This is a genomic window from Swaminathania salitolerans (genome assembly GCF_007988945.1).
Lineage (GTDB): Bacteria > Pseudomonadota > Alphaproteobacteria > Acetobacterales > Acetobacteraceae > Swaminathania > Swaminathania salitolerans.
On the sequence record NZ_BJVC01000002.1, the window covers coordinates 554130 to 566966 of the forward strand.

At 63.0% G+C, this 12837-nt stretch carries 10 protein-coding genes and 1 pseudogene; 2 read left to right on the forward strand and 9 right to left on the reverse strand.

Annotation, left to right across the window (positions count from 1 at the left end):
- Window positions 1-219: 219 nt before the first annotated feature.
- The 3 genes and pseudogenes from SSA02_RS12905 to SSA02_RS13045 all read right to left on the reverse strand — a co-directional run.
- Complete coding sequence (locus SSA02_RS12905; RefSeq protein WP_246103670.1) at window positions 220-726, reverse strand: DUF2938 family protein; 507 nt, start codon at window positions 724-726, stop codon at window positions 220-222.
- Complete coding sequence (locus SSA02_RS12910; RefSeq protein ID WP_306345083.1) at window positions 723-1163, reverse strand: YbfB/YjiJ family MFS transporter; 441 nt, start codon at window positions 1161-1163, stop codon at window positions 723-725. Before SSA02_RS12910 ends, SSA02_RS12905 begins: the two co-directional genes overlap by 4 nt.
- Before the next feature lies 1 nt (window position 1164).
- Window positions 1165-2010: pseudogene (locus SSA02_RS13045) on the reverse strand (YbfB/YjiJ family MFS transporter); the annotation flags it as partial.
- On the opposite strand from SSA02_RS13045, the gene SSA02_RS13000 reads away from it, so the two are divergent.
- Window positions 1970-2092, forward strand: coding sequence for a hypothetical protein (locus SSA02_RS13000; RefSeq protein WP_264884064.1), 123 nt, complete (start codon window positions 1970-1972; stop codon window positions 2090-2092). The pseudogene SSA02_RS13045 and the gene SSA02_RS13000 sit on opposite strands and share 41 nt — an antisense overlap.
- 10 nt (window positions 2093-2102) lie before the next feature.
- On the opposite strand, the gene SSA02_RS06485 is transcribed toward SSA02_RS13000, so the two are convergent.
- Window positions 2103-2747 carry an ArsR/SmtB family transcription factor gene (locus SSA02_RS06485; protein ID WP_186807702.1) on the reverse strand — a complete coding sequence of 215 codons (645 nt, stop codon included), beginning with the start codon at window positions 2745-2747 and terminating at the stop codon, window positions 2103-2105.
- A gap of 206 nt (window positions 2748-2953) precedes the next feature.
- On the opposite strand from SSA02_RS06485, the gene SSA02_RS06490 reads away from it, so the two are divergent.
- Window positions 2954-4069, forward strand: coding sequence for a zinc-dependent alcohol dehydrogenase family protein (locus tag SSA02_RS06490; protein WP_246103672.1), 1116 nt, complete (start codon window positions 2954-2956; stop codon window positions 4067-4069).
- A 161-nt stretch (window positions 4070-4230) separates the two neighbouring features.
- On the opposite strand, the gene dnaE is transcribed toward SSA02_RS06490, so the two are convergent.
- The 5 genes from dnaE to SSA02_RS06515 all read right to left on the reverse strand — a co-directional run bounded on the left by dnaE (window position 4231) and on the right by SSA02_RS06515 (window position 12808).
- The gene (gene dnaE / locus SSA02_RS06495) at window positions 4231-7650 is read right to left on the reverse strand and encodes a DNA polymerase III subunit alpha (protein ID WP_147093227.1); all 3420 of its coding nucleotides are present in this window, start codon (window positions 7648-7650) and stop codon (window positions 4231-4233) included.
- A 174-nt stretch (window positions 7651-7824) separates the two neighbouring features.
- Window positions 7825-8508 carry an ABC transporter ATP-binding protein gene (locus tag SSA02_RS06500; RefSeq protein WP_147093228.1) on the reverse strand — a complete coding sequence of 228 codons (684 nt, stop codon included), beginning with the start codon at window positions 8506-8508 and terminating at the stop codon, window positions 7825-7827.
- On the reverse strand, window positions 8501-9748 hold the full coding sequence (locus SSA02_RS06505) for a lipoprotein-releasing ABC transporter permease subunit (RefSeq protein ID WP_147093229.1): 1248 nt from the start codon (window positions 9746-9748) through the stop codon (window positions 8501-8503). The genes SSA02_RS06500 and SSA02_RS06505 overlap by 8 nt, the downstream gene beginning before the upstream one ends.
- Window positions 9749-9750: 2 nt before the next feature.
- Window positions 9751-11091 carry a proline--tRNA ligase gene (gene proS / locus SSA02_RS06510; protein WP_147093230.1) on the reverse strand — a complete coding sequence of 447 codons (1341 nt, stop codon included), beginning with the start codon at window positions 11089-11091 and terminating at the stop codon, window positions 9751-9753.
- A gap of 70 nt (window positions 11092-11161) precedes the next feature.
- Window positions 11162-12808 (reverse strand): ribonuclease J, encoded by a 1647-nt coding sequence (locus SSA02_RS06515; RefSeq protein WP_147093231.1) that lies wholly within the window; start codon window positions 12806-12808, stop codon window positions 11162-11164.
- Window positions 12809-12837: the final 29 nt, after the last annotated feature.

Sequence of the window (12837 nt, forward strand, 5' to 3'; positions counted from 1 at the left end):
AGCAGACCGGCGCGGTATCGCCTTTTTTGGCTCAAAAGGCAAGAAGGAAGCGCAAACGGGACGCTGGCGGCATCGATTGCCACCCTCCCCGCGGGCGTATTCGGGACCCGGGCCCCGGGGCGAGCGAGCTCCCGATAACATTGCGTCGTATGCCCCCTCCGACAGCCGGGTTTTCGGGGGCATGAATCTTCGGGACACCCAGGCAACGACAGAGTCCGGTCACGCACGACACGAAAGGGAGAGGAAAGCGAGCAGCCGCGCCAGCCCGTATTGGGAACAGGCGAAGATACCATGCGCGAGAAGGATCAGGCATATCGACGTCATGGGGGACGCTGTGCGCAGCGCAAGAATGCCGCCTCCCATAGCAGGCATGAGAATGACCAGCCCGAGCACGGTGCTCAGCCCTACGCCGATTATGAGAAAGGGCGGAAATGTCGGCGTCCTGAATACGACATGGCCCCATAGAAGCGCGATGATCAGCGCGTAGGCGATACCGACAGCATAATGGAACCCCCAGCCGCAAACTGCCTCGAGAAGGGAATATGCGGCTTTATCGCTGCGATCCAGAACGAATTGCCCCTCTGCGAGACCCATGAGCCGGCGGCCGACGGCAGGCCATGAGGTTGCCGGGCGCGCGGTGACAGCCTCGACGAGACGAGCCCATAAATCGAGCGCCACTGTCGAGCCGATCCCGACGAACAGTGAAAAGGCCAGAACCGGACTCATGAAACTCTCCCTTCTTCCCGCCTGTGTCGGAGCGCTGCCCGCATCTCGCTGCTCCCCAGTACCGCCTCGACAGGCCAGAGGATGCGAATGAGGACATAGAGCCCTGCGCCAACCAGCAGGGCTCCGCCTGCGATCACGAGAGACAGGACCAGACCGCGGGTCTCGGACGCCATGACATGGACGAGGGTCGAGACAAGAAAAGGACCGCAGATCTGTCCGATGCTGAACAGCGCCGTGAGCAGTCCCATATAGCGCGCCGCGTGGAGCGGGCGCAGGCGGGCCACCTCGCGCATGGCATGGAAATTGATGACGTTGAAAGGCAATCCGGCCAGAGCGCTGCTTATGAGAAAACCGGTCACGGATGGGACAATCAGACCGCCGCATACGCCAGCCCCTTCCATCAGATAGCATACGGCAAGTGCGATACGTGGGTCGATCGTCTCTCACCCGCGCGACCATGACCGATCCGATGACGGCAGCTGCACCGAAACCCGGCCAGAACATGTCGATCCAGCCCGAATCCGCGGGCGGAAGAGTCCGCCCGGCGATAATCGGCAGGAATGTTGCCGTGACGATGTAACCGAACCCGGACAGGCCATACGCAAAAGCGAAAAGCGCCATCTCGCCCGGGCTGTCCCGTCGCGGAGCCGCAAGATCGGGCAGACCGGCCAGATCGTCAACGCGCTGGCGCACCTCTCCATCCCGGCCCACTGCCTCATGACCCTGAAACTGCTGCGAACGGTACTGCGTCCCATGCTGCCCGAGCGGATCCGGACCGGGCTCCTCGAAGCGCCCCCAGACCAGAGCCGTCATCAGAGCGGCTGTCACGCCGAAAACGACCCAACCCTGCTGTGCATCGAGCCCGAGACGGGTCAGGCCCGAAACCGCCAGACCCGAGAGTGCGATCCCGAGTCCCACTCCGGTAAACATGATGCTTCCCTCGCGGGCCCGGCCCATCGGCTCCAGCCGCGCGAGACACCAGCGCGTCGTATGGATCAGAACGACCGCACTGACGATACCGCCGATAAAACGCAGAGCGATCCAGACGATCATGTCGTCCATTGCCATCGCAAGGGTCAGCAGACTGGTCGATACGAGGCCCCAACGGATGATCGGCGCACTGGACCAATGGCGGGGAAGCCCCATGCAGAGCATCGCGCCGAGCAGATATCCGATATAATTGGCACTGGCGAGCGTACTTCCGCCATGAAGACTCAAGCTGCCATCGCGTATCATGATCGGCATGAGTGGCGTAAAAGCGAAGCGTCCGACACCCATCGACATGGCGAGCGAGACGATGCTCGCCGTCAGCACGGAACGCCCGTCCCGCGTCTGGTCCGATCGTATCTGGTCAGAGCGTTTCTGATCTGGCCCCGTCATGACGAAGCCGGAGACGCAAAATGACCGGGAGAGCCGCCGGAATCAGGCGCCAGCCTCCTCGCCCGGAAACCGTAATGCTGCAGGATGAGGACAGCCTGCCGCGAGAGGACGCAATGCGGTCCGCGGCAATAGGCGACGATCTCCCGATTGCCCGGTATGAGAGCGAGGCGCCGACGGAGATCCGCAAGCGGCAGATTCAAGGCCCCTTCGATGTGGCCGATTTCGAATTCCGCCGCCGCACGCACGTCGATCAAGGTCACTTCGCCTTTTCGGAGCCGCGAAAGCAGTTCCTCGCGCGCAATGGGTTCGAGCTTTTCAGGCGCCTGCAGATAATCCGTCTTCAGATCGTCCATCGCGGCATCGAGCTCACCCTGAGCCGCCGCCAGAGCACCAATCAGATTGCCATAGATCGCCCTGTTTCTCAGGGTGTAGATCACGTTCTTTCCCTCGCGAGCGGCATCGACAAGAAAGGCTCTTCTCAGAATCTGCAAGTGCCGCGACGCATTGGCCATGGAAAGCCCGGCATTCGCAGCCAGAGCCTCGACGCTGCAACCGCCGCTCTCCAGCACGTTCAGCAGTTTCAGTCTGTGGGGATGGGACATCGCTGCGGCGCATTGCGCCATGCTCGTGAAATCGATCATGGGCTGTTTTCTACATCCCGGTTTCCGATGAATCAATTGAATGATTGAATGATCGGAAACCGGGGCGAATGCCGCGCGAGGATCCTTGGCTGGACATACCGGGATGCCTCACGGAATGCCCTGTCCCACCGCCCGGGATTTGACGGCTGCCGTGGAAAACGAAGCATCCAGCCAGCCGGCATCCTTCTGACCGGATGATGAACCCGATGAAACGGATCCTCCGTCGGAGCGGTCGCGTTTACGTTCTTGAACCCGGCGGGTCACGTCACTATTTCGACTTTCATCGAAACATCAGGGAGCGAGAGCGTCTCATGGTCAAGGCAATGGTCATCACCCCACCCGGCGGCTTCGGGAATATCCATCTCCGCGAAATCGATGGAAGGGCGCCAGGTCCGGACGAGATACGGATACGGCTTCATGCGTCTTCGCTCAATTATCACGATTATGCCGTCGTGAGCGGGATGTGGGCGCCCACCACGCCGCGGATCCCCATGGCGGATGGCGCCGGGGAAGTCGTGGAAACGGGAAGCGCTGTCACCGAATTCAAGCCGGGCGACCGCGTAGTCAGCACGTTTTTCCCGACATGGCTTTCAGGTCGTCCCGAGGTGATCGGTTTTTCGTCGGTGCCCGGCGACGGTATCGACGGCTATGCGCGCGAGGAAGTGACAGCATCGGCAAACGCCTTCACGCATGCGCCGAAGAACTGGAGCCACGCCGAGGCCGCAACGCTGACCACAGCCGGTCTGACCGCCTGGCGTTCGCTCTTTGTCGATGATCGGGTCTCGCCTTCCAGCACCGTTCTGGTCCAGGGGACCGGCGGCGTGTCCGTCTTTGCCCTGCAATTCGCCAAGATGGCCGGGGCGACCGTGATCGCGACCTCCTCCAGTGACGAAAAACTCGAGCGCCTCGCCCGGCTCGGGGCCGATCATCTGATCAACTACCGAGGCAATCCGGAATGGGGCCGCACGGCCTGGGAGCTGACCGGAGGGCGCGGTGTCGATCATATCGTCGAGGTTGGCGGCCCGGCTTCTCTGGCACAATCCATGGAGGCGGTCCGGGTCGGGGGCCATATCGGCACGATCGGAATCCTGAGCGGCGTATCCGCCTCGCTCGAACTCGTGCCGATGCTGCTCAAACAGTTCCGCCTGCAGGGCGTGCTCGTCGGAAGCCGCGAAAACCAGATCGACATGATCCGCGCCCTCGACGCCCATGGCGAGATGCGCCCGGTAATCGACCGGTCCTTCGCCCTCGACGAGATCGTACCGGCATTCCGCTATCAGGAAAGCAACCGCCATTTCGGCAAGATCTGTCTTTCTTTCTGAGCGAGACAGACGGTGGCAGGGGCTTTGCGGCCCGCCACCTTACCGGGTCGGGAACGGCCCGGTATTTCCGGGACGCGCGATACGACGCGCCCCCCCAGGCCAGAAAACGGGAAACGGGAAACGTAGGGCGATCCGTCCGGATATCCGGATCGCGCAACGCTTCAGATATGATCGATGCGCGAAACGCCTCTGATGGTGCGCAACTGCTCGCCAAGGCGCGGCGTCACCGGGAAATAGCCGCTGAGCGTCACCTCGATCGCCTTGGTTTCATCCACCGCTGGCACGAGCACGATCTTGCCCCGTCCTTTGCCCTGGCTGCTGATAAGGTCGCGCACCCGGGTCACGGCTGAGGCCTCGCTTATCCAGATCCGCATCTCCCCGCTTTCCTGTGCGGCGGCCTTTTCCAGATCGGTCACATCGCTCGCGGTGATTCGCAACGCGTCCCCCTCGAGCTTCAGATCCGCCGTCACCATGACTGCCTGCCCGGCCACGAGGAGATCCCGGCAACGGGACAACACCTCAGAAAACAGCGTGACTTCGCAGCCGCCTGTCGAATCCGAAAGGCGCACCCATGCCATCTTGCTGCCGCTCTTCGTCGGGCGCTCCTTCCTGTCGACCACACAGCCTGCGATGCGCACCCGGTACGAGCCGTTTTCGGCAGCCGTCATGAGGTTCTGGGACGTCAGAACATTGGCGCGCTTGAGCACGGCACGATAGGCATCCAGAGGATGCGCCGACATATGGAAGCCGATGGCCTCCGCCTCGGCCGCGAGGCGTTCGAACTCGGGCCAGTACTCGGCTTCCGCAAGGCGGAGTTCCTCTGGCTCGGCCGAGGCACCGAACAATCCGATCTGGCCCGAGGCGGCTTCCTGCGCCTCGGATTGCGCGCGGCGCATGATGATATCCGCGCTGGCGAAAACGACATGCCTTGGAATATCGAGGGAATCGAAAGCCCCTGCCTTGGCAAGATTCTCGATCTGGATCTTGTTGAGCTGCCGCGCATCGCATCGCGCCGCGAGATCGGCAAGACTCGTGAACGGCCTGTCGCCGCGCGCATCGACAATCGCCTGCATCGCGCTGAATCCGACCCTTTTTACCGCGGCCAGCGCATAGCGTATGGCCCAGCTGCCATCGGCCTGTCGCTCGAGCGTGAAATCGGCCTCGGAGCGATTGATATCCACCGGCAGCACCGCGATCTTCATCCGGCGCGCCTCCTGACAGAGCGAGGCGAGCTTGTCCGTTTTTTCGCGCGCGAGCGACATGCAGCCGGCAAGGAAGGCAACCGGATAATTCGCCTTCATCCAGGCCGTCTGATACGACACGAGCGCATAGGCGGCAGCGTGGGATTTATTGAATCCGTAATCGGCAAAACGCGCCATGAGGTCGAATACCTCGGCGGCTTTCTCGGGGGTGATCCCGCGTCCGGTCGCACCCTTGACGAAGATCTCGCGCTGCGTGTCCATCTCGGCGCGGATCTTCTTGCCCATGGCGCGACGCAGCAGATCGGCGCCACCGAGGCTGTACCCGGCCATTTTCTGCGCGATCTGCATGACCTGCTCCTGATAGACCATGATGCCATAGGTCTCGGACAGGATATCGCGGATCTCCTCATGGGGCGGCTCCCAGGAGGCGCCGTGTTTGCGCGCGCAGTAATCGGGGATATTGGCCATCGGCCCCGGACGATAGAGAGCCACCGCAGCGATCAGATCCTCGAGTCTGGTCGGACGCATCTGCTTGAGCACGTCGCGCATGCCCGCGCCTTCGAACTGGAACACCCCGCCCGCATCGCCGCGCGCGAGCATTTCGTATGTGGCGGCATCGTCCAGAGGCAAGGCGGCGAGATCGACCTCGACACCCTGCTGGGCGATGAAATTGATCCCGCGCTTGAGAATGGTGAGCGTCGTGAGCCCGAGGAAGTCGAATTTGACGAGCCCCGCCTGCTCGACGAACTTCATGTTGTATTGCGTGACCAGCATGTCGCTCTTCGGATCGCGATAGAGCGGAACGAGCTCGACCAGATCGCGATCGCCGATCACCACACCCGCAGCATGGGTGGAGGCGTGCCGGAAAAGCCCTTCGAGCTGGAGCGCGATTTCCATCAGGCGACGCAGCGCCTCGTCATTATCGCGCATCTCCTGCAGGCGCGGCTCGCCGTCGATGGCCTGTTTGAGGGTGACGGGCTTGGCCGGGTTGTTCGGAATCAGTTCCGCCACCCGGTTGACCATACCGAAAGGCAGGCCGAGCACACGGCCCACATCGCGCACGGCGGCGCGGGCCTGCAGCTTGCCGAAGGTGATGATCTGCGCCACGCGCTCGCCGCCATATTCGGTCCGCACATAACGGATGACCTCGTCGCGCCGGTCCTGACAGAAATCGATATCGAAATCGGGCATCGAGACGCGTTCCGGATTGAGAAAACGCTCGAACAGAAGATTGAAGGGCAATGGATCGATATCGGTGATGGTCAGCGCCCAGGCGACGAGAGAGCCTGCCCCCGAGCCGCGTCCCGGCCCGACGGGAATATCGTGTTCCTTCGCCCACTGGATGAAATCGGCCACGATCAGGAAGTAACCGGGAAACCCCATGCGCACGATGATGCCGAGCTCCATCTCGAGGCGCTCTTCATAGCGTTTGCGGGTGTCGGCATCGGCATCCATGCGATCGAGGCGTCGCACGAGCCCCTCTTTCGACATCGAACGGAGGGTTTCCTCCTCGGTCGCGCCCTCATTGACCTTCGGGCAGACCGGCAGGAGAGGCGGCCGGGTAGAGACCTTCACCGCGCAATGCCGCGCGATCGCGAGCGTGTTGTCGCAGGCCTCCGGCAGATCGGCAAAAAGCGCCCGCATGGCGTCCGGGGATTTGAACCAGTGTTCGGGGGTGACGCGCCATCGCTCCTGTTCGGCCATGGTACGTCCCTGCGCGATGCAGAGAAGCGCGTCATGCGCCTCATGCATCGCCGGGCGCGCGAAAAAGCACTCATTCGTGGCGACGAGCGGTATGCCGAGACGGTCCGCCGCTGCAATCATCCCGGGTTCGACCGCGCGTTCCTCCGCAAGTCCATGACGGTGCAGCTCGACGGCAAGGTAATCGCCAAATCCGTCCTGCAATCTCCGGAGCAGCGCCAGAGCCTGATCCTCCTGCCCCTCTGCAAGGCGCCGGAAAAGCGGGCCGCGCGTCCCGCCGGTGAGCAGGAAAAGCCCGTCGGCATGGGAGCAGAGCGTTTCGAGCGCGATGGTCGGGTCCGACGGATCGCCCTTGAGAAAGCCTTCGGAAGAGAGAAACTGCAGATTGGCGAGGCCGGTCTCGTTGCGGGCCAGGGCCACCAGAGGTTCGGCCGGAAGACCGGGCTTGTCGCCATGTGGCGGGAGGGAGAGCTGGCAGCCGATGATCGGCTGGACGCCCTTGCCCGAGCAATATTGCGAGAACTCGAGCGCACCGAACAGATTGCCCGTATCGGTCAAGGCGACCGCGGGCATGGCGCAATCGGCTGCGAGCGCCACGAGATCCGGAATACGGATCGCCCCCTGACTCAGCGAATAGGCAGAATGGTTGCGGAGATGGACGAAGGAGGCATGAGACATGCAGACAGATGTATCAGAGCCGCTCCTGCCCGACATCCCTTTCTTCTCGATACCGCACGAGACAACCGTGTCGAAAGGAAAGCGGAGCCATCATCGGAACCGCGCTCGGGCCGAGTCCGGTCGGGCATCGGCTCCTGCCCCCGGCTGCGCGCGGATCGGGAAGCAGGCTCCGGATCAACGCGCGACGATACGCCCCTCGCTCAGCGTGACCACCCGATCCATCCGCGCGGCGAGAGCCTCGTTATGCGTGGCGATCAGAGCGCCCACCCCCTCGCCCCGCACGGCCAGAAGCAGCTCCTCGAAAACCGCGTCGGAGGTGTGGATATCGAGATTGCCGGTCGGCTCGTCGGCCAGCAGGAGCCTGGGCCGATTGGCCAGAGCCCGGGCGATCGCAACGCGCTGCTTCTCTCCTCCGGACAGCTTGCCCGGCAGATTGCCCAGACGATGCCCGAGACCGAAACGGTGCAGCAGGCCCGTCGCGCGCGCCCTGGCATCCGCTTGTGAGACGCCCGCGACATATTGAGGCAACAGCACGTTTTCCAGCGCCGTGAATTCGGCGAGGAGGTGATGGAACTGATAGACGAAACCGATTTCGTCCCGCCTCAGCGCCGTTCGGGCTGTGTCGGAAAGCGTTCCCGTGTCGTTTCCGGCCACGCGCACCTGCCCCTTCTGGGGAGATTCGAGCAGCCCGGCGATATGCAGGAGGGTCGATTTCCCGGTCCCGCTCGGCGCCACGAGCGCCACGATCTCGCCGGGATGAAGGTCGAGAGAGGCGCCGCGCAGGATCTCGAGCGTTTCCTCGCCGGAGCGATAGGCGCGGGTCACGTCGACCAGGGACAGAACCGGTGTTTCACTCATGACGCAGCGCCTCGATCGGATCGGTCCTGGCCGCTCTCCAGGACGGGTAAAGTGTCGCGACGAAAGACAGAGCGAGCGCCATGACCATCACCTCGATGACCTGCGACCAGACGAGACGGGCCGGCAGATGCTCGAGATAGTAGAATTCCGGATTGAACAGGCTGGTATGGGTCAGATGCTCGACCCCATGCTGGATGCGCTCGATATTGAGGCAGAACACCACGCCGATGACGAAGCCGATCACCGTGCCGGAGACACCGACCGATGCGCCGCACATGAGGAATATCCTCATGATCGCGCCCCGGCTCGCACCGAGGGTACGCAGCACGGCAATGTCGCGCGTCTTGTCCTTGACCATCATGATCATGGACGAGATCACGTTGAACGCGGCCACCAGGATGATCAGGGTGAGGATCAGGAACATGACGTTCTGCTGCACCGTCAGAGCCCCCAGAAACGCGTTATTGCTCTGCGTCCAGTCCATCACGCGCAATCTCGGATCGTCGAGGCGCTCGGCGATGGCGCGGGTGACATCGCGCACCTGAAGGGGATCCCGTGTCGCGACCTGGATCAGAGAGACCGCATCCGGCATCATGAGAAAACGCTGGGCGGCTCCGAGCGGCATCAGGATCACGCTCGTATCGTAATCGTTCACGCCTGCATCGAACACCAGTGCGACGTGATAGGCCCGGATCCGGGGCATCGTTCCGAATGGGGTCGCGCGGCCATTGGGCGAAAGCAGCGTGACCTTGCTGCCGATCCCGAGCCCTGCGCGCGCTGCCAGCGTGGCACCGACGGCAATCGCATCGTCACCCCGGAAATCCTCGAGACGACCATCGGTAATGTTGTCGCTCAGGGCGTGCAGATCGCGCAGATCGCCCGGCAGGATGCCGCGCACCACGCCGCCGGTGGAATAGTTTCCGGCATCGATCAGAACCGTGCCTTCGGCCATGGGCGTCACGCGGGTGACATTCTTCACCCCGCGAATGGCGACGACATCATCCTGATAATTCGGAATGCTGTGGCCAGCACTGAAGATATTGAGATCGCCGTTCAGACCGAGCACGCGCCCCATCAGATCGGCCCTGAACCCGTTCATCACGGCCATGACGATGATCAGCGTCGCGACGCCGAGCGCGATACCGATCAGGGAAAATATCGCGATGATGGAAACGAAACGTTCCCCGCGACGGGCGCGCAGATAGCGCCCCGCCACCGCGCGCTCGAAGCGGTTGAACATGATCAGGCGGCGTCCTTGCCGGCGCCATCGGTGCCGAGCACCTTTGCAAGCGCGTCCTCTGCCGTAAGCTCGAACCGCTCGCCCGTGGCCCGGCGCTTGAGTTCGACCTTGCCTTCCTTCGCGCCGCGCGGACCGACGATCATCTGCCAGGGATGCCCCATCAGATCCGCATCGTTGAACTTCACACCGGCACGCTCGCTGCGATCGTCGTACAGGAATGCGTCCGGAGCAGCCCCGTAAAGCCGCTCGCACAGCGCATCCACGGCTTCGTCGCCGGGCTTGAGGCTCAGAATGGCGGCGCGATAGGGCGCAACCGAATCCGGCCAGATGATCCCGGCCTCGTCATGGCTTGCCTCGATCACGGCCCCGACCAGACGCGATACGCCAATGCCGTAGGAACCCATTTCGGGGAAGAACTGGGCGCCATCGGGCCCGCTCACCGAGATCCCCATGGATTCGGTATATTTGGTGCCGAAATAGAAGATATGACCCACCTCGATTCCGCGGCCTTCGCGGCGACGATCGGCAGGCACGTCTTCCCACGACGTCTCGTCATGCATCTCATCGGTCGCGGCATAGAACCGGGTGACGCCGTTGAAGAACACCTCCAGGCTGGCATGATCGGCGATATCGACATTCTCATGCAGCCAGTCCTGCTCCTCGAGCGCCGCATCGAAAAAGACGCCGCTCTCGCCCGTGGGCGCCAGAACGAGAAATTCGTGGCTCAGATCGCCACCGATCGGCCCGGTATCGGCCTTCATCGGCACAGCGCGCACACCCAGACGCTGGAAGGTACGCAGATAGGCGAGCATCATCCGGCGATAGGTGGCAACCGCATCCTCGTAGGACGCATCGAAGGAATACGCGTCCTTCATGAAGAACTCGCGACCGCGCATCACACCGAAACGCGGGCGCAGCTCGTCGCGGAACTTCCACTGGACGTGATACAGTGCCTGGGGCAACTCACGGTAGGACTTGATCACCTGACCGAAAAGATCGGTGATCATCTCCTCATTCGTCGGCCCGTAGAGCAGCTCGCGATCCTGTCGGTCGCGGATACGCAGCATCTCCGGACCATAGGCGTCGTAGCGCCCCGAACGCTTCCACAGCTCCGAGGACTGGACAGTCGGCATCAGCACTTCCTGCGCGCCGATGGCATTCTGCTCTTCCCGCACGATCTGCTCGATATTGCGCAGCACACGCAGGCCCACAGGCAGCCAGGCATAGATACCGGCCGAGGTCTGACGCACGAGGCCGGCGCGCAGCATCAGGCGATGCGACGCGATCTGGGCCTCGGCAGGCACTTCTTTGAGGGTGGGCAGGAAACCGCGGGACAGACGCATCGTGGGTGACCGTTCTAGAGAGAGACATCACGCGCCTGGCTCGGCGCGTCATCAGGCAGAAGCTGCGGGATCAGACCCGCAGCAGATGGACATCGACCAGGGGGCGCTTCTGCAGCTTGCGCCCGAGGGCGCGGCGCAGGGCCGTCTTGGCGGCATCGCGGAAAGCATCGTCATCCTGACGCAGATCGTCGGGAATCTCGTCGATGGCATCGGCGAATTCCTCCGAAATGCGGGTGCTCTCGGGGTCTTCCGCTTCCAGCAGGCCGGGGGCGCTGATCTTGGGCATGCCGATCACATAGCCCTCGTCATCGACCGCGAAACTCGCGATGACCATGCCGTTGAACAGCATCTTGCGCCGGGCGGCCAGAACGCCGCCGGTCATGGGGAGCAGGCGTCCGCCATCCAGAGCCAGACGTCCGGTGGGCGCCGTATCGACCACCTCGGCCCGATCCGGCCCCAGACGGAGCAGATCGCCATCCTCGAGCAGGATCGCCTCGGCCCCGGTTTCCCGCGCGAGCGCCGCATGGGCCGTCAGATGGCGCCATTCGCCATGGGTCGGCACGCTCAGCCTGGGGCGAACGAGGCTGTAGAGATGACGCAGATCGTCCGACGTCGCATGGCCCGACACATGAACCAGATGGTCCTTGTCGGTCAGCACGGTGGCGCCACGACGGGTCAGATTGTCCTGAACCGCCATTACCGCCTGCTCGTTTCCGGGGATCATGCGGGAGGAATAGATGACCGTATCCCCCTCGCCCAGAGTGATGTTCGGATGAATATCGGCAGCGATGCGCGAGAGTGCGGAACGCGGCTCGCCCTGGCTGCCCGTGATGATCATCAGCAGCCGATCGTCGGGGACAGAGCTCGCCTCGCGCTCATCGAGGAAAGGCGGGATATCCTGCAGATAGCCGCATTCGCGCGCCGCAATCTCGAGATTGCGCAGCGAACGACCGACGACCATGACCTGACGGCCTGCGGCCTTCGCTGCCCGCGCGATCGACTCCACGCGTGCGACATTGCTGGCGAAACAGGTGATCGCGACACGTCCCTTGAGCGTGCGGATGAGCCCGGCCATGGAATCGCGCACCTGTCCCTCGGTGCCGGAAATGCCCTCACGAAAGACGTTCGTGCTGTCGCATACCATGGCGAGGACGCCCTCGTCCCCGACCGCCTTGAACGCGTCGAGATCGGTCAGCGGGCCGACGACCGGGTCGCGGTCGAGCTTCAGATCGCCTGTATGGACGATCGTACCGTAGGCGGTACGAATGACCAGGGACTGGGCTTCGGGCACGGAGTGGGTCACGTTGATGAAGGCGAGATCGAACGGACCGACCTCGAAACGTCCGCCCATGGGAACCGTGTGGATGGTCACCTGCGAGAGCAGATGCGCCTCGCCGAGCTTGCGACGCAGGACGGAGGCCGCAAACGGCGTCGCATAGATCGGGCAGCGCAGCTGGGGCCAGAGATGGGCGACCGCGCCCAGATGATCCTCATGGGCATGGGTGATCACAAGGCCGCAAAGCGCCTTGTTGCGTTCCGCGATGAAGAGCGGATCGGGCATGAGGATCTCGGCCTCGGGGGTATCGTTCCCCGAGAAGCCGATCCCGCAATCGACGGCAAGCCATTTCCCGTCGAGGCAATAGAGGTTGAAATTCATACCGATCTCGCCGGTTCCGCCCAGAGGCAGGAATGCGAGACCTTTTTCGGTCACTGTCATGAAAAAATCCCAGTCGAGAAAAAATGCAC